This window comes from Legionella sp. PC997, from assembly GCF_014109825.1.
Taxonomy (GTDB): domain Bacteria; phylum Pseudomonadota; class Gammaproteobacteria; order Legionellales; family Legionellaceae; genus Legionella.
Genome location: NZ_CP059576.1, coordinates 3416089 through 3438810, shown reverse-complemented (window position 1 = coordinate 3438810; position 22722 = coordinate 3416089). Strand labels below are relative to the sequence as shown.

Genomic DNA, 22722 nt, shown 5'->3' with positions numbered 1-22722 from the left:
GTAGCTCACAACAGGCATTGCTGAGGACCTCGATGATATTAAATTATTTTAAACACGATCCTCAAGCATTTTTGGTCTTAGCATTTAAAGGCTAAGTTTGAACAGACTATGGGGAGAAGAATGAGATTGAGTCAGGACCCTACCTGCTAACTCAATTATTTTTGCAATAAGTTGATTGATATGTTTTGATAAAAAACGGGGCATAACCGAAGATACTTTTTTGATTTTGATGGGTGTCTTTTAGTTCATAATTATTAAATCTCTTGTTAAATCCCTAAAAAAAATCTGAAAATACCCAAGCATACGCAGATGTTTAGGGTGTAACCTGGTTGCTGCAACGAGGTTACGTTCTTAACATATGTCATTAATCTTATTGAGGGTAAGTGGTATTCGCTGATTCGAGAGGGGGACTTGTTATTGGACTATCTGGGTGGGTAAACATCCTAAGTGGGCATAAAGCGTTTGATTCATTAATATCCATCCCATTTTGTTTTAAGAGAGCAATCACTGGGTTTTTTTCTGACAGTAATTTTTTCGCAGTTTCGGAGCCATGTTTCGATGCTTCCTTTAAATAGAACAAAGCTTTTTCCGGATTAAATTCAACGAGGCCTATTACCTCTTTTCTTGCATTTGCATAAATTTCTGCCAGCAGAAATGCAGGGCGTTTTGAAAGTCCGGCGGATTCATCTCTAATAGAAAGGGTTAACGCATGTTCGAGTAATTTGATAGCCACCTTAGATTTAATCAAATCACATTCAAGCACGTTTTGTTCTTCAATGATATTCAAGGCTGCATAGGATAAACCTTCAGCATAGGGCATGTCATCAAGAGGTATATACACGAGCTTTTTCAAGGTATTCACATCGTTCATTGATAAATTTAACTTTTCTTGCAACTGCTCAATAACTGGATCAATCATCACTTTACTCTTTTCAAACTGAGCAAGTCTTTGTTCTACTCCTTTGATCATCTTGTTGACGTGACAAATATAATGGGAGGAAGGGAATAAGCCATTGAGCGGTTTATGTCTTCTTAAAAAAACAAGATCCGCTAGGTCTTCTATTTCATAAGGCAGGTGCTGAAAGTTATATTCTTTATTCACTTCATCAAGATGTTCATTTTTATACTTAATAAGCTTACTCAACGCCAGATTTAATAACTCACCACGATTTAAAGCTGTAATTTCAATATGACTTTGCATAGAGTCCTCTGGTATTTTTAGTATAGAAAGTACAGGTAACTACCCATATCTATCGAAGACTTATTTTATTTTGAGGTCAGATATTAATCAATTAAAATGTTAAATAAATATGCAAATATTAAGGTTTGAAATCAAATTTTTGGAGGATACAAAGGTGCTTGCTTGCCCCGTACATGCTTTGCTTATTGCACCTCTCGTTTATATATTTTATTTCAATTACTTTAAGGATTAGCTACTTCATAGATGTATCGTTCGTACCGAAGATAAGTTTCTCTAAAAGCTAGGGGTAAAATGTTCTGGATTACCTCCTTTTTCATCTTCTCAATATTTTGATGGCCATCCCATTCCCAAGTGATTGAAAAATATCCATTCCATGTATAGCACCAGCCTGCTGATTCTTGTTGGCAATCATTCTTCCACTGAATATCACGTAAAAATTGATAGGGCTCTAACGCTTTACGAACACTGCCAGGGATGATGTGAGATTGATTTACCATATGGATGTAGTTACGCTCATAAACGAGCTGAACTTCTTCTCGAAAAGCAAAACGATCGCCAAACAGTGATTGTTCTACTTCAAGCAGGAAGGTGTCCTTTGCGAGAGGCTGAGAGGGCGGGTCTTGGGTTACTGTGAGTTTAACCGTTCCGCTTTTATAAAAATCTTCCACAAGTTCTTGAACGATGTAGGCTGTGGGATAGTAATTTTGATAGGAAGCATGCCCACAAGCAGGAAGCGCAAAATGGAAACGATAAAGAGTTCCTTCATTACTAATGTGTATGTTTGCAGCGTTAGGAACGCGAATGTCTTTGCACTCAGGAATGCGAACTTCTTTAGGAGATTGTGCGACAGGAACAGCATGTGCTTCAAAAAGGCAGAGGCTTATCAGTAAAAAAAGAAAGCTCATCTTAAATGCAGTGGTGAATTTCATATGGGCTCCTGAATTAAAGATGAAAAACAGTAAGGTACCTATCTGATGCATAAAAAGCAATAGCGATTTACCTTACAAATTATTTGTCTCCAAAACCCATAATTAAGTTATGATGTGACGATATACACTTATTACTCATTCTAGGTTATTAAACAAGGTATTCCCTATGTCTTATAAATGGACCCACACAAAAAAGGTGCTTCGATGAAGATTACGGAGATTCATATTGCGCAATTAACCATTCCCTTAATTCGCCCCTTTATAACTGCCGTAAGACGTACCGAATGTGTTGAAGATGTAGTGGTAATGATAAAAACAGACAGTGGTCATTGGGGCTATGGTTCCGCCGCGTCAACTCCAGCAATTACTGGCGACAGTACCGAATCGATTATCATTGCTATTAAAACCATCCTCGGCCCCCAGTTAATTGGGCGAAATATTGCTGAATTAAATTTATTACTCCAATTGAATAATCAATCCATAGCCGGCAATACTTCTGCGAAAGCTGCCATGGATATTGCATTGCATGATTTATTTGCCCAACATAGAGGTTTACCCCTTTATAAATTATTGGGTGGTACTACGAATAGCATTAGCTCGTGTATTACAATAAGCCTTAAAGAGATTGACGCTATGGTGCAGGATGCGCTTGTGCTCGTTCAGCAAGGGCATCAAACTATAAAAATTAAATTAGGAGTAAATCCAATTGAAGACATTGAACGCGTCCGTACAATTCGCCAAGCGGTAGGTCATTCAATCACGTTACTTGTCGATGCCAATCAGGGCTGGTCTTATGAAGATGCGTTAATGGTTATTAATTCTTTAAAACAACAACATTTGAATATCCCCTTGGTCGAACAACCTATTCATGCTCAAGATCTCGCGCACTTAAAGGCGATTAGTGAACAGGTTGATTGTCTTATCATTGCCGACGAGGCATGTTTTTCTCCTGAAGATACGCTGAATCTTGCAAAAATTAATGCCTGTGATGGGGTTAATATTAAGCTGATGAAATCAGGTGGCCTTAAGAATGCGCAATCAATTTATAATATTGCTAAAACAGCACACATGAACATCATGGTCGGTTGTATGCTGGAATCACCCATTGGCATCGCTGCAATAGCGAGTTTTGCTCTAAGTAAGCCGGATATCCTCTATGCGGACCTAGATCCTATTTATTTAATTCGTGACAACTATGTACTTGGCGGAGCGCAACGCATTGGCAGTAAGATTATTTTGTCAGACAAGCCGGGTTTGGGGATTGAAGGAATTACCCAAGGATTAAATCAGATTGGGATGATCCAATAATGTTATTTTACATTCAGCTGGCCAGTTTAAGCATTATTGTTCTTTATGCGGTACTATTATTTCGCAATGTCGATGCTTTAATAGCGACTGCAATTTGTGTCGGACTGGGTTATTTGTGGAATCTAAGTAGCCCCATCGACATTGGAAATTCTATGGCGAATGCTTTAGGCTCCTTCATGGCCTTAGTGGGTTTTATTATCATGTTAGGTCATGGATTGGGCGAGCTCTTAACGCATACCCAGGTCAGTCATACTTTGGTGCATCAAATTGTGTATGGGATTGGAATTAATACCCAACGACGCGCTAAAATTGGCATTGTGCTTTCTTCTTTTATTATTGTAGGTTTGCTGGGCACTTTAGCGGGCGGATTGGCAATTTTAGCACCCAGCTTACGTCCGATTGCTGGGTCTGTAGGACTATCGCGACCGAGTTTGGCGGTATTAATGCAGGCTTCAGCGGAGGAAGCTTTAATTCTTGGCCCTTTTGCCCCCCCAGTCGTGGCTTTATTGGGCGTTACAGGACTAAATTACCAGACGGTCCTGCTTTATGCATCTCTTCCGGTGGCCCTGGTTACTTTAATTACGACCTGGGTTATGGCGAATCGATTACAACAAAAGTATGCGCATGAATCTTGCGAAGATGAGGACACTTCAGAGCCATTTGTGCCCAGTAAACAACAAAAGCGCACTACCCTACTGTTTTTGATTTCGTTTATGGCTTGCTTGAGTTATGGCCTATTTTCGCATGCGAAAACTTCTTATGTTATTTTTGTTATGTTATTTCTAGGGCTTAGTACAGGATTGGTGAGCAAATTAAGCTTAAATCAAATTTTTAGGTTATTCGTTGAGGGAATGCGTAAAAGTTTACATCTTTTCTTTTTATTTATTTTATTCGATCCTTTTATGGTTTTAATTCATCAAGCAGGAGGATTTAGTGCTTTAACCGAACTATTAACTCCTTTAATTAATGTAGGGGGTAAGCCGATATTATCGATGTTAATTGGCTTTACCGGTGCATTTGGCATGCCTGGGGCCGCGGAAGCAACGATTAAAATGTTGCATCAGCTCTTTTATCCAAGTGTGCTGCAAATGCAATTGCCCATGATCGCATTCGCTTTATGCATGATCTTTGCTACCCGTGTTACAAATTATGCTTATCCGGGGGCGAATATGTTTGCTGCGATGGGTTTTGCTGGAAGCGAAAATGTCAAAGCAATGATACAAAATGGATTAACCGTTACTGCAGCACAAGTTTTATTTCTGATTGTATATAGTTTATTTCTATAATTTGAGTCAGTCTATTATGCTGAAGCAACGGCATTGAATGAACAATTTAAGACCGTTGCTTATCTACTCTATAAAGCATAAATTTAGGGGGTTAACGGGTCCATCGCATGTTCTACTGGTTGCGATGAGGAGGCATCATAGTCATAAATCCCTCTTTCTTTTAAAGCGGTAGAAGCTACCCGGGTCAACATAGCCATAGCAGATACGGGTAGTAAAATAAGATCGATTAAGGCCTGGCAAAAAAGTTGAACTATATTATTTGTTGCTTCAAAAGCCCATGAGGATATTTGCTTCGAACCCATCGCTTTACCAGCAGTCTCTACCCCAAATAATATCGCAACCCCACCCAACACTATCAAAGGAATTTCTACTGCTCGCATAGGATCAAAAATAATCAAACCAAGGAAAGCAGCAGAAATGAATGTATGACGAGCGCAATAAATATATTCTGTGGTCGACTCGTAAGGCTTAAAAAACATTTGTCCCCATGTAAAGGGAGTCTTTGGTACCAGCGTATCTGATAATAGATGATTCTCGGTAGCTTTTTGTGAACCAGTCAAATAACCTATAGAAATTTTTTTTAACACGTTCTTTCCTAATTATTCAATATGGTGGCCTTTTACATTATTTTTTAGCTCTTATCAAGAAATTTTGATGGCAGAACCCAGATTTAGCGGGGCTAAATAAATTGCAGCAATTAGTAAATATATCCACACAATTTTGGCATTGAAATATTGGAAATGAGTATCGACTCTCTGATTGCTGCTAAAGAGCGCAATCAGAGAATATAATTATTGATTGGTTTGAGGAGGGGTTGCAGTTTGATTACCTGATTTAATATCAGAATTTAAGATCACACTCTCAAAATTTTGGTTCGCTCCTACAACCAGTAATCCATTATTAAGCTTATAAAAATAAACGCAATCTTCCTTTCCATTAAACCAGTGTTCCCAAGTCATGCAAACGCTGCCGTCCTCTTTTACAAGCCAGGTTCCTTTATCGTTTTGGGGAGCTCCCTCGGTTGGTTTCGCAAATGCCCCCATCATCTTACCGTCTTTACCATAGTAGCCGGTAAAACTATTGGCGAGTAATTTATCATTTAGGGTAGCAGCTGATATTGTGGTGATCGTTTTATCAGTAATGGCTTCCGTCACTTCCGCTTTACTCATAGAGGAAATAGATGCAGCAAAACTTAGTGAGGAAGTTGTCAAAAGAGCAGCAACTATAGGTAGAGTTTTCATAATTATTCATTCCTTGAAAATTTAATATTTATATAACTAAAAGAAGAATAGCAGAAATTAAAGAAAGAGTATTTCTATTTTAGGATGCTTTGAGCGTTGCGGGTAAAAAGGTTGGATCACAATCTGGGGGCTCGTTACTTTCTTTTAGGCACCGTGTCCTTGCTTATAAGGTTCTTCCCGCGGATGCGGGAATTAATTCCTTACGATGTCTGCGAGATAGATCCTGGCTATGCCTTACGTAGGGAGATTGCTATCAGGATGTAAGTCCAACCACTGATGATCATATCAATCGCAATCAACAACCCAATGACCCATAAGCCACTCATTGGCCAGTGCGATAGAATCATAATACCGAGTATTAAGGAGCATATTCCAGCAAATAAGATCCAACCCCAGCCATGCGTATTTCGTAAGGATATGGCCATGCTAATGCGAACAATACCAATAACAATAAGCGTCCATGCCAGTAATGCTGTAATGATAGTTGATGCTAATAAAGGATCATATAAAACAATAACGGCACCAATTATGTAGAGTATTGCTACGAGAATTTGCCAAACCGTACCTTTCCATTCTTTATGTTTAAATGCATCAGCAAAGTGCGATAATCCTGAAATTAAAAGTAAGGCGGCAAAAAAATACATGCTGACTATGGTTAAAAAGATGTCCATTCCCAAGCCAATAATCCCAAAAATCAAGAGTAAAATTCCAAAACCTAGAAACCATCCCCTATGGCGTTGGATGATTTTTGTATCGGGATGAAGCGTATCAATATTCGTAGGTTCCATATCAGTTCCTTTTGATGATGTACTTTAAATATAGCTGATTATTCAAATTAATATAAATCAGTGGCTTACTGTTTCATTATGGGTTTCTAAACCTAATGCCTTTTCGATAGTTGGACGGATAGACAATAAACTATAGCGATTATTCTGTTTATCTTCAGCAGCACGGGCCAATTGTCCGTTCATCACAAAGGCCCATATTTTCTTAGATTCGGGATATTCCGGGCCATGATGTACCCAATTGCTCCCATCCCCGCGACCATGATCCGTAGTTATTATGACCAGGGTTTGTTTGTCTATCCCCTTACTTTTTAAATAGCTCAAAATTTCATCGAGTACTCCATCATAAAAGGACAATACCTTGTAATAGGCTGTTCTATCATTGACGTGGGCCGCCTCATCGGCATCATTTAATGATATCCATAAAAAGCGAGGTTGATAGGTAATAAAATAATGCCATGCTTGGGCAAACGTGTAGCGATCATAACGATCATTGCCTTTAGGGTGATCCTCAAGTTGTTTTTGGTTCAATTCCTTCATTACTTGATCGGGTTTTAAATGGTTAGGATCATAGACTGATTCATTTCCATTATTATTGTATGTTGTCCCGGGAATGTGCTCCACGGCATATTTAATCTCAGGCCAAGAAGAAAAAGTTGCCACATCCTTTTTAGGTAGATGCAATTGCTGAATAATAGCTTCTGGCAAAGTTTCAACTTTAATTCTACCGCACTTATTATCTGCGCAGACTTGAACCGCCCCTGCCATTTGACTTTGATATGAAGGAAGACTTATCGGTACTGAAGCGGTGTACATAGGTTTATTATCCCTAGGGTTTCCATAAAACATAATTTTGTTCGCATGTTTTTGCCAAAATTTTGGCAAATATTGCTGATTATTATAAATATCTTGCCAGCGAACACCGTCCAAAGTGATATAAATAACCTGATTTATTTTCGCAGCAATAGGAGGCACTTTATCTCCGAAAGCTAGGGTGCAAAACAAGAATCCTAAAATTATCATCATCCGCCGAGTGAACATAAAGACTCCAAAATTGCAAAGAGAGAATCGGTTCTATTCTGATTTCAAACCACTAGAATTTATCAGGAATATTTTATTAATTATTTATTAATTCAAGAAAACGCAAATTAGTAAAGAATTTTTATTTATAGCTGAGATAAATCGAAAAAAGGTTCATTAGTCACCCGAATAAAGAGCCCATTATAAAAACTAAGTCCGGCCTTTCTTGGAATAACCTCCTAATTCGTATTGGGATACATTTTGATTTCTATCTCTTTTCTGAGGATTAAAAAAGGGCTCATAGAACATTCGAGCTGATTCTGGATAAATTGTTTTATAATTTCCCCTTGCAAGAATGGTAGTCCAACTGGATAACTTTTGAATTTTATAATCCATGTCTTGAGCAGCGCGATAGGGATCTCGTTCATTTATTTTTTTAAAACATGCTATAGAAAAAACGATATTATTTTGTAATTCAATAAGAAAATATTTTTTGAAGGGGGGATCGAGTTCACCTGCTTTATTGAACTTTATGATTGAATCATGCAATCTTTTTGCATGATTCAGCAAACTATCCATTAATTTACCATATGTAATGACTTCTTCGAATTCATCACATGATTGAAAAACGGTACTGGCTTGAGTCATATAAAATTTTTTTAACCACTCCGCTAAGGTGCCAGTAGGAAGCTCTATTATTTGTAGCTCATTACAAAAATTGCAGACTTTTGATGCCTGTGCATAATGTTTTTGATATTTATATGCTTTGAGACCGTCTCTAATTTTGGGTAAATTTATTTTAATATCCGCCATATTGTGGCGGTAATGATCTAGCCTTGCATGCAAATTATCCATATCTTTTTTACAGTTCAATTCAATAATGGATACAAACTTACCTAATGTTGGGAATAACTTTTCTTGTTCTTCTACGGTTAACTTTAAAGAATGGATCTCGCTAACAAGCAGACAAAATTGAGTCTCCAATGTTAAATAATCTATGTAAGACTCTAGAGTATTGCATAAATCATGAAAAGTATTTGGCGTTATTTGTTGAGGAAAATTACCAGAGAGAATATCCATTAACCCTATGCGAATAAAACTTTGTTTTGGATTTTCATACATTTTATAAATTCGACAAAGCGCGTCGAATTTATCGATCGCCGATTCTACGAGATGGAAATAACTCCGCATTTCAGGATGATTTTGTTCTAATTTATTTTTAGTTGTATATAACTGATGTAGTTCTTTTAAAAACTTGAAATCATTAGGTTGAGGGTAGCTCTGCGATTTATTGTGAAGATTAGAATAAAAAATGATTAATTGATTTTTATTTGAACTGGATAAACGGTTCCACCAATTAATTAAAATGGCTTTTTCTGAGGCCGTATCATAGCGTAGTTGATAAGCTTCTGGCTGGACTTCTGTTTTTCCAATGACATACGGGTGTGCAAGTTGTAATAAAAGCGTGTAGAACTCCTCTTCACTTTTACCCCGTGCTTGTTTGAATAATGTATGGGCAAGAATGCTTTCAATGCTAATGATTTCCGCAAAATCAGCCCAATTCCCACCAAGAAGAACTTCAAAAGCAGAGCGAACTTTTAAGGATCCTAATTCTACCTCTACCCCGTCGGTATAAAAAATTTGTGGAATTTCCGATTGATAAAAAGGAAGTTCCCAAACGGTTCCCTCCGTCGCGATTAAATGGGTCTGTTCTCCATCATGGGTCAATCCACTCGTTCCCCCAGTTAATTGAATAACTTCTGCAATTTCCGAGTCTAAAAAAAGAAAGTGAATATATTTGTAATTGGTACTATATTCCAGGGTCGAGTCCAATCCTAGCCCTTTTTTGTATTCAAAAGTACTCAAATAACCTGAATCGACATATCCAGTTATATTGCTAGGGAGCAGATTTAAATGCATAGCCGGAGTTGCATTATATTTCTCCACTGTCTTAGGAAGTATGCAGGGTGAATTATCCGTTCTTAAAAATAACTTACGTGAAGATGGTTTAGAATTTAGTTCAAATTTGTTATCCACAAAAGCCTCTACAAACTAAACTTTGATTATAATGATTTGATTTATTTCGATCAATATGGCGTCTTATTTGCCATATTTCTTTAACAAAGATTGGATCAAAACCATACCTGCGTTTCTCTTATTCCAGATTTTTTGAAACTAGCCAGGACTATGTTGATAGCTGTATTTGCATAAGCGCGCTATGTATTAGAAGAACTTAAGTTCTATAATTTAATGATAACTTCCGAAAAGAAGTAGATATGAACGCTCTCTATAAACAGCTGATTCGGTCTTCAGTTTTAGGAATCCTTGTGTTTCTGGCGCTTCTTTTTATTCCTGCAGGTACCCTAAACTATTGGCAAGGTTGGGTTTATCTGGTGGTAATTATTAGTGCATCTGCTGCCTACAGTATATATCTTGCAATACATGATCCTGCTCTCCTTAAGCGGCGTACTGAAGTCGGGATAGCCTATGAAAAGGAACCTATTCAGAAAATAATTATCTTTTGTCTCTATATTGCGTGCCTAGGACTGATCCTTCTACCGCCGCTCGATGTACGTAATGGATGGTCATTAGTGCCGTGGTATGTTTCCATTCTCGGTGACCTGTTCGTGATGTTCTCATTCTACATGTTCTATCTGGTTTCAAAAGTGAACACCTATGCTGCGGCCAATATTCGTGTGGAAAAAGGACAGAAAGTAATTACTACAGGCCTATACGGATTGGTTCGTCATCCGATGTACTTTGGAGCCCTGTTTCTTTTTATTGGTACGCCGCTTGCACTCGGTTCATTGTGGACTTTGCTTTTGCTTCCCATTTTCATATTCCTTTTAGTTGCTCGTATCTTAAATGAGGAAAAAATACTCGTACATGATTTACCCGGATATACGGACTATCAGAAAAAAGTCACAACTCGGCTTATACCCTTCATATGGTAATAGTGGAGGAGTGCTTAGCCGGTATGGATGTGTCTGGTTGCAACCAAGCAGGTTTTACGTACTATAATTTTAATTTGAGGAGTTAAGATTATGGAAGCTGATTTATTTGATAATTATCAAGATATTCTCTCCCGTTATGGGTATGATGAGAATGATTTCGACTTAATTGAGCAAGATGAAACGGATTACACCCAAAATCCTTATCTTATACTTGGGAAAGTAAGTATCAGGTGCAAAGCCACAGATATAACCAAAACGTACAATACGGGTTATGCAACCATATGGCCAACTGATTTTGAAGAGGATTTAAGAAATGGGTATTTCAAAGATACCTTCAAAGCTTGAATTATTGCGCAACTTGGATTGAACCTGGTTGCGAACAACCAGGCTACGTTGGAGTTTAAAGAAAAGTTTTCTGAGTTTTATCCACGTTTTGGAAGGGCTATATACAATGAGCCTGGATGATTTAGCTGATTTGCTTCCACACCCGCCTGGTCTCCCTCTCCCGTATAAACATCCACATGAGCCCCCATAATAGCGCCCCCAGTGTCTTGGGCTACGCACCAAGATGTCGATTTTTTGCAATTGTAGATAAAACTCATACCCACAGGGATTACCTTGTGGTCTGTTGCACATGAAGCATGGGGGGTTAGAGAAATATTTTCTGAACCATAAGGGCCGCCATCTTCTTTAGTAAAAAATACATAGCTTTGATCTCGATTGCGCAAGTCGGCAGCTTTATCACGGTTAAGCGGGTTATCTAAATATTGGCGAATCAACTGTTCCGATGCTGCACTTTGTCTAATTTTTTTAGACACATTACAGCGTAATTTTGCTTCATCATGACATTTAGGATCTTTAGCACACCGTTCCATTGTGTCTAGGTTCCCGCCGCAGGTCGGATCTTGCGCGCATTGGACTATGCGCCCCAGCATAGTGCGTGGTCTGCCGTTGGCCCCATCGTAATTGATGTGGAATAATTTGCCATCAAGAATTAATGAACCAGAGCCTTCAAGCATTAAAAAAGCGGGATCATTTGGGTCTTTAACGTAGCCAAGTATATATTTGGGATTTAAAGCTCCGTGTTCAATCTCTTCTCGGTCGGGCACTACTGAGTATGTGCCATCTGCATTCTTCAGACAAAATCCACGTGCCATTTTAGTGAGTGGGTCAACCCCACAAAGAGGCGCTTTCAAATTATATTTTTTGCATTCCGAAGCTACATGCACCACACCAGGATTACTATACATAGGATATAAAAATGCACCGCCACGTTTGGTGCGTGCCTCAACAGGAGCTGGTGCATAATAAGCAGTAAATTGAAACTCACCCTTTTTAAATCCTGCATGATTTTCGGGCCAGCCATCGCTTTTATACCAGTCAAATTCGGTTTTGATGCTCGATAAATATTTTTGAAAATCGCCACGGGCGGATTTTGCAAGAGCGAGCATTTTCTCGTTGATATTATGACACCATTCTTGTCGTTTATATGTATGACCCGCGATGGTCATTGCTTGAAATTCACCTCGATGTTTCTTGCAGTTTTCAATCTGGTTATTCAATGCTTTAATCACTTCGCCCATATTGCCGGATGGATTATCTAACGGTAGCTCAGATGCTGAAATTTTATGAAATTTAAAGCGGAACACTCCGGGCTCTTTGGCGGCCATTTTCTGTCGTGTGGTGAAGTCGGCGAACCTTCTAACATCTAAGCAGCGCTGAATTGGATCATCAGGGAGGGCTGCTTGAGCGATGAGGCTAAATGTCATAAGTGCAAATATTAAAATGGATTGAAACATTGGTATCCTTTACCCAACCATGATGATGTAAGTAGGATTATATAGGACTATTGGTCAGTCATCAAAGAGAGGAATTTTACACGCATTATACCGTCCACGGGTGTAGCTGATTTGCTTTGAATAATTGATTAAAATGTGTTCAGTTGATATGATTTGATGTAGTTAGTAAATTTTTAACTCAAAACGGTAATTATCATTTTATCATTAAAGGTTCCTGTATGCGTCATAAAAAAGAAGTGATTGACACGCCTAAAAATACAGCTAAGCAAAGCAACTCCCTCTCAAGCGAAATTGCGAATTTTAAAGTTTTTGTATTTCAACCCGATGAGGAGTTTTTTTCTTCTTCTTTTGAGGAACGGTTAAACATTTTAGAAAAACGCATTCTTCTTGCTAAAAAAACGCTGCAAGAAACAGCTAGCAATGAAATGAATCATCCTTCTACTAAAAGTAAAAAAACAAGCTTACCCTGGTCTATAATGTTTAAAGTGCTAAAAAAGGAAGAAACACAATTAAAGCCGCCTACAATGGCAACACCGCGAGCAATATTTGTAGCACCGGAGTATCTTTTTAAAGATCAATCCGAAACCTGTTATCACAAATATTATTCTCAAACGCAAAAAAATTTATTTAAAAAAAGAATACAAGAACTGTCCAAAGACACAGACATGTTAATTGCTCCAGGAACATTTTGTTGGTATAAAAAATCAAAGCACGATTCACAAAATTATTATCGCAACACGGCATATTTTTTCCATCGTGGCCAGGTAGAAAAATACAAAAAAAGATATCCCCATACAAATTATGATTTTGATTATACTGATGAAGGTTTTTTAAATTACCTGGATTTACGTCGAATTTTTTTCAAATCAGGGATGGAGGACACCTTAGTTAAGGAGTTTTCTGGACTGAAGTTGGGCGTGGAAATTTGTTACGATAGTGTACAAAGCTCTTTATCTAATTTTGTTAATGACAACAATATATCTTTGGATGTACAGCTGATTATCGCTGATGGCGCAGAAAAACCTAATTTAGTAGCTCGCCCGGGGACCCTTTTTATTAAGGTTGAAAAAAAAGCTGCTCACACGGAGATAGGTACGATAATTAACACTTCCGATTCCACTATTGGAATACAACCCGCTATCTATTTGGGTGATTTGGAAGAGAACGATCTCAAGTCTTTTAAATTTAGGTGAAGCATACTGTTGGGGGGGCCACGATCTGATGCAGTAATCATCTATAATATAGGGAAAGGTGATTAATCGACGTTTTTAAAAATGATGACTCTCATCACGGGTGCCTCAAGAGGAATTGGCCGATCGTTAGCGTTTGAATTTGTAAGTCAAGGTCATGATTTAATTTTAACTGCGAGAAATCAGCGTCTGTTGGAAGAGCTTGCTCTTCAAATCAAAGAAAAGTATCCGGTCGAGGTAACTATCATTCCACTGGATCTCAGCGCACTTAAATCTCCTGCTGCTTTAGTGAAGAAAATTGAGACTCTTAATATAGAAGTAGATTGTTTGGTTATTAACGCAGGTATTGGTTACCTGGGCGATTTTTCCTCTATGGATGAGAAGTATTTAAATGAAATGATACAACTCAATATGGCGGCATTAACTAAATTAACTTATTATTTTGTCAAAAAATTTATCCAAAAAGGTCGAGGTAAGATACTTCAAGTCGCCTCTACTGCAGCCTTTCAACCCGGTCCTTTTATGGCCATGTATTATGCCTCAAAAAGTTATGTAGTATTCTTTTCACGAGCACTGGCTTATGAATTAAAAGGCACAGGAGTTACAATTTCCATACTTTGTCCTGGTCCTACCCAGTCAGATTTTTTTAAAAAAGCTGGGATGGAAAATAGTTTTTTAGCTCGAGGTCTTATTGGGGTCAAATCTACGGAATACGTTGCAAAAGCGGCCTATCGAGGCCTTAAACAAAATAAACTATTTATTATTCCTGGGATCATAAATAAGATGCTTGCGTATTCTGCTAAGTTAGTTCCTGATGCCCTAAGTACTCGCATTACGGCGTTTCTTCATGGAAAAACAAAGCATACGTAATTTATTTTGATAGGAACATTTAGGCGTCAAATTGATCAAATAATCCCAGAAACGGAACATACTGAACTATAATTTGAATTAAATCTGCTTAATTTTGATTGTTATGAAGTTGCCCAAGGCGATTGTTCCTTACTCAAATAAGGATGCTGCTCTTCTCGCTAATAAATACGCAAGAGAATTTATTATAGAAGGTGGAACTCAACTTATTAATAATTCTTATCCTCTTGATAAGAAAAAAAGTCTTAGCGACGCAGTAAAAGATGTAAGAGAACAATCTCAAAAAACTGTAAGTTCCTGGCTAGAGTTTGACTATTATGTTTATGAGTTTTATCAATCTATTCAGTGCAGTAAAAAATATTCGATTGGAAATTGTAATGAGCTTTCCGAATTGGCTTTAGATTATATTGCTCATTATGTCCCTCATGTAAATGCAGAAGTTTTTCAATTACAAGGCGGAAATCATGTGGTACTTGTTGTTGGAAGACAAAAAGACAGTGACCCTCGAAAACCGGAAACCTGGGGTAAAGAAGCTTATATTTGCGATCCTTGGTCGAACGATGTATATCCAGCTTCAGAATATCGTTCTCGAACTAAAAATTACTACCAGGAATATGACGAAGTTTCCGACACATATACGAATCAGGTAGAGAATTTTAATCCTTCCAAACACACTTTTGGCTTGATTAGAAATTATAATACCGACTACATCAGAAAATATAATACTCAAGAACACCTTATTGAGGTTTATGATCTTTTTCAGAAAAAACAGCAAATGGTTGTTGGTGCAGCAGTAAATTTAGAACGAGCCCTGATAAAAATACGCAATAAATTAGAAAAAAAATATGGGGTAGATAATGAAAAATACCAGGTTATTGAAAACAAGATAAAACAAATCCAGAGTGCTACGGAACAACTCACGAGAAATTTTGCAAGGCCTATTGATGAATCAAAGAATTATTACGAGATCATCTCTCAATTAGATAAAACTTTGCGGCAATCGATTAAGACTTATATTAAAGCAGCCGAAATTACCAAAGAAGATGCGAAGATTTTAGCCCAACCCGTTGGAAAGAGCGGGCGTAATAGATTTTTTCATTCTAAATACGATGTAGTATCAAAAATTAATAATGCGCTGGAAGAATCTAGCGACATGTTAAAAAATGTTCCTGTAAAGAAGTAACCGTGATGCCCCTGGGTTTTGGTTGCAATTGTTGGTGGTTGCAAGTCATCAAGCTACGCTTTATGCTTGCATCTCTTATAATGTGATGAAAAAGTAGGCAAATGTGCCACAAGTGAGAGATAAAGAGAATAAAGATTGGCTCGTTGAGTTGATGAACGAATCAGGATATCACCCTGATCCTGGCGGAATGTGCTTTGGTGTTGCCAACATGGGAATGCAAGCAATTCTCGCCGAAGAATTCAATCCATTGGAGAAACGTTTCTTAGAGCTTATCAATATTTATAACGAACGGGATGATATTCGTAGAATTATCGATATGTTGGAGAAAGAGGTTGTAAATCCTAGCCAGCAATTACAAGAAGAAGCCAAAAAATCTTTAATAAACACGTTAAATCTTGACGATAAACTTCGCGAGATGAGAAAAATATGGTCCCTGGATTTGTTACAGGTAGAGCAGATTGATTTCGGTCAGTTGAAAAGGGAACTCAACAGGAAAGAGAATGAATTTTTATACGCTATTTTTATAAAGCAGCAATTAGAAGACTGCAAAAAAAAGCTAGACTCATTGGAAACAGCGTTTTCTAATCCAGAACGTGAGTATATGGCTTTTTTTGAGGGTGTAGAAATATATCAGAGACCTGGATTCCATGGTCCTTTATTTGAAAAGGGCGCGCAGTTAAAACAAGATACATTGCTCAGTGCTCCGCGAGTACTTTCCAAAAAGCTGGAACAAAATGGTGGAATTAGCAGGATAAGCTGTTTTATAGGGGGGTATAGCCCTGAGGAATTATTTCAATATTTTCTAACCCTCAAAAATGAATTAAATGGAATAAAAAAACCAATTGCTTTAATTCTTGGCAGTGGCGATCATGCTCTTACGGTGGGATATGATCCGGCACTGGATCAATGGCTATTCATTAACGGGAGTCATGAACCTGAACGCATCCCGGGAGCGCAGGTACCAGAGATAGCCCAGAGCGTATTTAACGCATTCTCGTCGGGTAATCAATGTGCGTTTGTAACTAATATTTATTGTAATAAATCAAATGAGGAAGAATTCAAAAAACGCATGGCAGCATGGGAAAATCACCCCGAACTCCGATCAATACATCAAATTAATGCAACAAAAATGAAACAATCAGGTTCCCATTTACTGCTTCTTACCGCATTAGATAATGATCCCGTCATGGCTAAAAGTCTTATAAAAGAGGGCATTGATCCCAATCTTGTATCGGATGCTAAAGGGATTACTCCCATGTTAATTGCCATTTGCTGCAACCATATCGATGTTGTAAAAGAATTACTTGCTTGCCCACTAACCCAAACCATGAGCTTAAACATCCAGGTCGATTCCCTGTATCAATTTGCACGTGCTGCACAAATAGATGAAGGCTTAGTGGACGAATTAGTTCGTAAAAAAAATCACCCAAATCAATCCATTGATGCATCCTCCTTAGTTGTTGTATCACTGCATGAACTTGCAGCCGCATTAGGATATACGGAACTATGCAATTTACTGCATCAATATGAACAAAACCAATTAGCAACACCAAATTCTGCCATTGCCTTTTTTAAGACCGACGAATATCTAAGTAAAAAGCCTCTGTTGAATGTATGTAAACCTAAAGAGAACCCTGGTTGTTCAAAATCTATTTACTCTCCTTAATTAATCTTTGTGATCTGGGTATTAACACATACCGGCGATGAGAGATGAATTAGAGTTAACTTGCTGATGTAGTGCTGTGATGAACTCACTTACCGTGCGGACAATTTGGCCTTCCAATAAATTATCTGCCAGTCCTTGCTTTACAAAGAGCCTAATCGCGTCACCTAATTTACCGCTACGCAAGGTGGATAAATGCGCTAAAAGATCCACTGGATTTTCTTGTAAGGCTTCTTTCAGGGCGTTAATAGCTGCCTTTTCGGAAGCGTTTTGTTCAGAAAAAGCAAAGATACGGTATGTATAGTCTTTACTTAAAAGATCTTCAAAAATGAGTGCACTATTTATAAAAGAAAGAATGGATTTATCTATAACCAAGTTGTCTTGATGCGCCTTGGTGACCGTTTTGATTAATTGAAGTTTTTTTATATCGGAGTCGTCTGATTGTAAATTTTTTAGTTTATTGAGAGCCTTATTTTTATTTATTTGTGCTTCAATCCATTTCACAGTGACTTGAGTTAGATCGTCGCTGTTTAAGATCACATCAATACACAAATCGAATATGGGTGAATCTTCTGCAAAAGATGCGGGATAGGCGAGTAATATTTTTCTTAAAGCATGACGATACGTTTGATTTAAATATTCAATTAAGTTCTGTTCATCAATTGGTCTCTCTTGAGCGTGAGATTTAATAAATTTAAGGGGTTCATAATAATTACGAATTATACTTAATTTGGGCATAATCATCTCTCAGCGGGTGGTTTTCCAAATGGTGTTCTAAGAACTTGTATGCATTCACAACTTTTGGCGTGCACTTTAGGAAACCTGCAATTCAGGAGTGATTACTATATAGGAAAAGAAAACGAATTTAGGTTATGGATTTCCTTAGTTCGAAGGTACTATTTCGAAATACCATATCCTAGAAGAAATTAACGCAACATTATAAAATGAAACCCTGTTAATCGTCGGATTCTGCACAAAAATGATTTCAATGTTTGCCATACCTAATTGTGATACTGTAAAAAAAGCACGTACTTTCTTAGAGAATAATCAAATTGAGTATGAGTTTATCGACTTCAAAAAAACTCCACCAACTCCTGCACAAATAAAAGCTTGGGGTGATTACTTAGGCGAGCTTCCCGTCAACAAAAAGGGATCGACATACCGAAAATATAAAGACCATTATGAAGCATTGAGTGCCCCTGAAAAGGTAGAGTTCATTATCGCCAATACGTCCCTCATCAAGAGGCCTATTTTGGTAGGACATAACAAAACACTCGCTATAGGTTTTAGCGAAGAACACTATAAAGAATTATTCCAAATTCCTAAAATGTAATTCGGGGTCTATTTTTTAAATCGTTATGATACTGATAAAGGAAACCGCTGATGTTTTCTTCTATATTTAATTTATTACGAATTATTAAAGGTTAAAGAATGAGAAGAATTCTATTTGGATTAAGTCTTTTATTAACTAGTCATTTACTCAGTGCTAATCCAGTGGAGGCATCAGATGCTAATATAATTCCCTGTTTTAATAAGGATGAAGCGCAACGTATAGGAAAGCAAATTAACGATATCTTTCGCCATGAATTTTGCGAAGAACACGTTGATCCCCAAAAACTTGTTTCGATAAGTCAAAATATCTTGTCTAAAATTATCACTGCTTCCTTTCTAGGGGTTACTCCACCTGAAAATTGGCAGTTTGTAACAGATGACATTATAAAAAATTGCCTTGGAAGCAAAGTCCCATGTACAAAGGATACTCAAAAAGAGATCAAAGCATGTATCCAGCCTAGAATACCTATGCTCTTACTTCAATTTGGCCCTTGGTTTGCTGAAAATTGTTCGCAATTAAATAAATCATTAATTCAACAATGGCCAGCTAAAGAAGTTATTCTCAAAAACTTAATTAAGGAAAGTAAAACTCCGAGGCTTTGAAGTTGTAAAAAGAATGGATGCTCCTCAATCAGGATTTAGCTGCAATAAAACCATTTTTATGGACTGCTCTTTTTTATTAACATTTTTTAAAAATCAGGGCATTACTCATGGTATAAAGGATGATGTTGTATATAATGCGCAAAGTGTTTATATTTTGATGAGATTGTTATGCCTAATCCTATATATAGTGGACAATATGTTTTTTATTACGATGATTTTCCGAACCAAGTGGATGTAAATTTTATCCCACTCCCACCAGAAAAGATATTGCCTACAATTACCTCAGAAGATGATGAATATTCAATTGAAAGTATTCGTTACTCAGAGTATTTAAGTAAAATAAAAGTTCAATGCGACGATAAAATGGCATGGATGATGAGTGCAGTTCCTTCTGTACTGGATTCCTTAGAAGAAAGGATTTCTCTGCAACAATTATGTGAATATTTGAATACGGCTGATTATTGGAAAAAGGATGGAGATTGGCCTCAACAATTAGATGAGGAGAAATTAAGAGCATTTAACATTGAGGTTGTAAAAAATTGGCTTTTTCAAACAACAGCGCACTATTTTTATACTGAGAATCAAGAGACGCTTCCAACTCAAAATGAATACAGAATTCGACTGAGCAGCAGTTTGGAGCAATTTAAGAATGAATTAATGGCTTTGGATGCACTCAATTTAATAAGGCCAGATCCTGATAGTTATTTAATTAGTCTTTGGGATAGCTTAAATCCAACCGGTATCCCCAATAAATTCAACGTTTTTAATCCTTCTGCAATTATAGAATTTATTCATGAAAAAGAGTTACTTCTCGATACCACGCAACGAACCATCCATGTAAATGATTTTGAATATTGGCAGCAAATACAGCACCGATTAACTCACGAACTCATCGTGCTAATCAATGAGTCTATTCTTGATGAGTTGAAAAAAAAATGTGCGGGACTAAACTCTAAAATACCCTTTGAACAATTATATAAAACAAACTGGCCTACCTCCAAACTCCTAAAAGACAATACTCCTCCATTACGCTCACTATCCGAAGTAAATGAGTTCATGGAAAAAATAGTTATTGCGGAGCAACAGTTACTTAGGATGATTGAAGAAAAAAAGAAAGAGTGGATGGGGTCTCCTGCCGGGTTTGCGATTGCAATCGAACGAACCCAATCCATATCAGAGGTTAAGGAAACAACTAATGAAGGATTTATACAAATACTCTCGGAGCAGTTAAAAAAAATTGCAGCTGAAGATGAACTCCTCGAATCGCTTTCATTAGTGAATTCGAATCCTCTCCAGGTAGTAACCAAAATAATGGATCAGGAACGTGTTGATAATGTAGCCATGTTAGCTCCTATAGTGGTTCGTGATATTCAGCATGTGATCGAACACATGTCTGATAAGCCTACATTGGTTGATCATTCCAAAAATGTTCAAGCATTGGATCAGTTTGTGGTGAATGTGCGTTCAGCGTGTAATCGTGCCGCGTTGATAGATCTTTATGATCGTTTAGAACAGTGCACAAACAAACAAATAGCTGAAAAGATGATTAGCAACTGGGATGTAATCGGAACGGATATTCGTGATAGTGAGCGGATGATGACAGAATCCGATAAACTTCGAATTATCGCTTATGCTCAAGGGAAAAAAACAAAACAAGAATACGAAGAGGAAATGTCTAAATTAAATGTAAAGCTTGAACGAGGTGAGGTTACTCCCCAAGAAGAAGTGGTGATAAAAATGTTTCCAAAGCTTAAAAAGGCACTGACCCGATTACCTAAAGAATATTTCGCCGACTTTTCGCTTGTGTTAAAGCGAGCATTTGTACAGCAGCAGATCACTCATCCTGAAAAATTCCTCCAAAATCCCCATGAGTCAGCAGTCTTCACCGATCTTGCTTTAGATCCCAGCAAAATAAAGGTTAATAAAGAATTAGTCCAACAAAAAATAAAGCATGTATTGCAAAATCTAGTTCTTAATGGCCAAGCAGAACATGAGATCCCTACCTTGAAGGAGCTGCAACATCAAATTGAGCTTTTGGCTTTGAAAGAAAAAATTATCGCTGCTGGAGGTGAGTCTTCTTTAACCCTCTTGATCCACATACTCACTAAAGCAAGACAAGAAATCATCGCTGAAGCAACTCATTTGTTAGAACAAGAATATGAGCAATGTAAAAAGGAATTGTGTGACTCTAATCCAAGTATTTCTCAACATGTTGATAGCTCTTTGAAAAGATCGCAAAATAAATGGCTGCAATCGTTTTATCGCTATATAGATAAAAAAATTAAAGAAAATAAAGATAGCCTGGCTGGATTAACTGACCAATATGATCAGATAAAAGCAATTCTTTCTCCCCTAATGGATAACGCGTCCAGTCAAATAAGAACTCGAATGTTAGACGATGTTAAAAAGGACCTTGTCTTTTTTGATCAATGGGGTGATCCAATTCTGTATGAAAATATTCAGGGATTTATAGGGGGTGCTGGCGAGATATTAGGTGAAGGGGTATGTCAGGCAAATACCTACAGGGTCATTACTCGAGAAATGACCAGCTTAGCTAGAAATCAAGTACTCTCCGACTCTCAATGGCGAGCGGAAGTGAAAATTTCCCCGCAAGATCGTTACAATCAAGCTTTATATCAAATAAATATGGGAGAAGTGGCGAACAATGGTTTATCGCGAGCAGTGTTAAAGCGTCTTCATCTTAAGAAAATTCAAGCATTGCATAGTGAATTTAATTATGCAGAGGATCCTGCGTTTAGTGCGGATGCTCTCTATCAAATACTTTCCAAAGCCGTGGTTCAACAACAGAACTCGAAATTAAAAAATTATGGAATAGTAAAAATATCGATTGGCCATCATGCAATGAAAAAGGATGGGAACCTAATCGAAAATAAAGCATCTTGGGGGCATGCTATCTATCTTCGTTATGATCCAAAGAAAAAAACGGCTTATTTTTTTGATCCTAACCATGGGCGGAGTATTAATTTTTATACCTGGAAAAAATTAGAGAGTGATGTGGACTTTAAGAAGATGGAGCAGAAAGAACAGGATGAAACGGTTCAAAATTACATGCTAATGTGTTTCTCGCAAATGATTGTTCGTGACTTTAATGACATCAATACAGTTGGATGTTTTGAAATGGAGATGGATTCGAGTCTTATCGATAAATTATTTTCTGCCGGGAATACCCTTGTTGGAGGACTTAATAACTTCTTTAAAAAACAAAAAGAAAGCCATAGTAAAACGGACAATCTAATTGAACAAATGCATGGCCCTATAATAAACAGCCATTAATCATTAATCACCCAGTTTTCGGTACCACGGCTGTTTAAATTTAACCCCAAATCGAAACTATGAGCTT

The 22722-nt window shown here is 37.4% G+C and carries 20 protein-coding genes; 11 read left to right on the top strand and 9 right to left on the bottom strand.

Annotation, left to right across the window (positions count from 1 at the left end; genetic code table 11):
- Positions 1 to 370: 370 nt before the first annotated feature.
- Both HBNCFIEN_RS15015 and HBNCFIEN_RS15010 read right to left on the bottom strand, forming a co-directional pair.
- On the bottom strand, positions 371 to 1201 hold the full coding sequence (locus tag HBNCFIEN_RS15015) for a hypothetical protein (RefSeq protein WP_182391866.1): 831 nt from the start codon (positions 1199 to 1201) through the stop codon (positions 371 to 373).
- 221 nt (positions 1202 to 1422) lie between these two features.
- Positions 1423 to 2130, bottom strand: coding sequence for a hypothetical protein (locus HBNCFIEN_RS15010; RefSeq protein WP_182391865.1), 708 nt, complete (start codon positions 2128 to 2130; stop codon positions 1423 to 1425).
- A gap of 204 nt (positions 2131 to 2334) precedes the next feature.
- Between HBNCFIEN_RS15010 and HBNCFIEN_RS15005 the strand changes: the two genes are divergently transcribed.
- Positions 2335 to 3438 carry a dipeptide epimerase gene (locus HBNCFIEN_RS15005; protein WP_182391864.1) on the top strand — a complete coding sequence of 368 codons (1104 nt, stop codon included), beginning with the start codon at positions 2335 to 2337 and terminating at the stop codon, positions 3436 to 3438.
- Positions 3438 to 4724: a Na+/H+ antiporter NhaC family protein gene (locus HBNCFIEN_RS15000; RefSeq protein ID WP_182391863.1), complete on the top strand. Its 1287-nt coding sequence runs from the start codon at positions 3438 to 3440 to the stop codon at positions 4722 to 4724. Before HBNCFIEN_RS15005 ends, HBNCFIEN_RS15000 begins: the two co-directional genes overlap by 1 nt.
- A gap of 83 nt (positions 4725 to 4807) precedes the next feature.
- Here HBNCFIEN_RS15000 and HBNCFIEN_RS14995 read toward each other — a convergent pair whose 3' ends face one another.
- The 5 genes from HBNCFIEN_RS14995 to HBNCFIEN_RS14975 form a co-directional block, all read right to left on the bottom strand.
- Positions 4808 to 5311 carry a hypothetical protein gene (locus HBNCFIEN_RS14995; protein ID WP_182391862.1) on the bottom strand — a complete coding sequence of 168 codons (504 nt, stop codon included), beginning with the start codon at positions 5309 to 5311 and terminating at the stop codon, positions 4808 to 4810.
- Positions 5312 to 5515: 204 nt separating this feature from the next.
- A complete protein-coding gene (locus HBNCFIEN_RS14990) occupies positions 5516 to 5965 on the bottom strand; it encodes a hypothetical protein (protein ID WP_182391861.1) in 450 nt (149 codons plus the stop codon).
- Between the two features lie 227 nt (positions 5966 to 6192).
- The gene (locus tag HBNCFIEN_RS14985; RefSeq protein ID WP_182391860.1) at positions 6193 to 6753 is read right to left on the bottom strand and encodes an HdeD family acid-resistance protein; all 561 of its coding nucleotides are present in this window, start codon (positions 6751 to 6753) and stop codon (positions 6193 to 6195) included.
- Positions 6754 to 6810: 57 nt separating this feature from the next.
- Positions 6811 to 7791 carry an alkaline phosphatase family protein gene (locus HBNCFIEN_RS14980; RefSeq protein ID WP_182391859.1) on the bottom strand — a complete coding sequence of 327 codons (981 nt, stop codon included), beginning with the start codon at positions 7789 to 7791 and terminating at the stop codon, positions 6811 to 6813.
- A 189-nt stretch (positions 7792 to 7980) separates the two neighbouring features.
- Positions 7981 to 9807 (bottom strand): hypothetical protein, encoded by a 1827-nt coding sequence (locus tag HBNCFIEN_RS14975; RefSeq protein ID WP_182391858.1) that lies wholly within the window; start codon positions 9805 to 9807, stop codon positions 7981 to 7983.
- Between the two features lie 290 nt (positions 9808 to 10097).
- Here HBNCFIEN_RS14975 and HBNCFIEN_RS14970 point away from each other — a divergent pair, with 290 nt between their 5' ends.
- Entirely contained in the window at positions 10098 to 10724 is a 627-nt protein-coding gene (locus HBNCFIEN_RS14970; RefSeq protein WP_255464242.1) for an isoprenylcysteine carboxylmethyltransferase family protein, read from the top strand.
- A gap of 90 nt (positions 10725 to 10814) precedes the next feature.
- Positions 10815 to 11069, top strand: a complete 255-nt coding sequence (locus HBNCFIEN_RS14965; protein ID WP_182391856.1) for a hypothetical protein — start codon at positions 10815 to 10817, stop codon at positions 11067 to 11069.
- A 77-nt stretch (positions 11070 to 11146) separates the two neighbouring features.
- On the opposite strand, the gene HBNCFIEN_RS14960 is transcribed toward HBNCFIEN_RS14965, so the two are convergent.
- A complete protein-coding gene (locus tag HBNCFIEN_RS14960; RefSeq protein ID WP_182391855.1) occupies positions 11147 to 12523 on the bottom strand; it encodes an MltA domain-containing protein in 1377 nt (458 codons plus the stop codon).
- A gap of 218 nt (positions 12524 to 12741) precedes the next feature.
- Between HBNCFIEN_RS14960 and HBNCFIEN_RS14955 the strand changes: the two genes are divergently transcribed.
- The 4 genes from HBNCFIEN_RS14955 (at position 12742) to HBNCFIEN_RS14940 (ending at position 17429) form a co-directional block, all read left to right on the top strand.
- A complete protein-coding gene (locus HBNCFIEN_RS14955; protein ID WP_182391854.1) occupies positions 12742 to 13716 on the top strand; it encodes a hypothetical protein in 975 nt (324 codons plus the stop codon).
- Positions 13717 to 13797: 81 nt separating this feature from the next.
- A complete protein-coding gene (locus HBNCFIEN_RS14950) occupies positions 13798 to 14583 on the top strand; it encodes an SDR family oxidoreductase (RefSeq protein ID WP_182391853.1) in 786 nt (261 codons plus the stop codon).
- Between the two features lie 103 nt (positions 14584 to 14686).
- On the top strand, positions 14687 to 15763 hold the full coding sequence (locus HBNCFIEN_RS14945) for a hypothetical protein (protein WP_182391852.1): 1077 nt from the start codon (positions 14687 to 14689) through the stop codon (positions 15761 to 15763).
- Positions 15764 to 15866: 103 nt separating this feature from the next.
- The gene (locus HBNCFIEN_RS14940; protein WP_182391851.1) at positions 15867 to 17429 is read left to right on the top strand and encodes an ankyrin repeat domain-containing protein; all 1563 of its coding nucleotides are present in this window, start codon (positions 15867 to 15869) and stop codon (positions 17427 to 17429) included.
- Positions 17430 to 17450: 21 nt separating this feature from the next.
- On the opposite strand, the gene HBNCFIEN_RS14935 is transcribed toward HBNCFIEN_RS14940, so the two are convergent.
- Entirely contained in the window at positions 17451 to 18164 is a 714-nt protein-coding gene (locus HBNCFIEN_RS14935; RefSeq protein WP_182391850.1) for a hypothetical protein, read from the bottom strand.
- 241 nt (positions 18165 to 18405) lie between these two features.
- Here HBNCFIEN_RS14935 and HBNCFIEN_RS14930 point away from each other — a divergent pair, with 241 nt between their 5' ends.
- From HBNCFIEN_RS14930 to HBNCFIEN_RS14920, 3 genes are all read left to right on the top strand, one after another.
- The gene (locus tag HBNCFIEN_RS14930; protein ID WP_182391849.1) at positions 18406 to 18759 is read left to right on the top strand and encodes an arsenate reductase family protein; all 354 of its coding nucleotides are present in this window, start codon (positions 18406 to 18408) and stop codon (positions 18757 to 18759) included.
- 98 nt (positions 18760 to 18857) lie between these two features.
- Complete coding sequence (locus tag HBNCFIEN_RS14925) at positions 18858 to 19361, top strand: hypothetical protein (protein ID WP_182391848.1); 504 nt, start codon at positions 18858 to 18860, stop codon at positions 19359 to 19361.
- Between the two features lie 168 nt (positions 19362 to 19529).
- Complete coding sequence (locus HBNCFIEN_RS14920) at positions 19530 to 22655, top strand: hypothetical protein (RefSeq protein WP_182391847.1); 3126 nt, start codon at positions 19530 to 19532, stop codon at positions 22653 to 22655.
- The last annotated feature ends 67 nt before the right edge of the window (positions 22656 to 22722 follow it).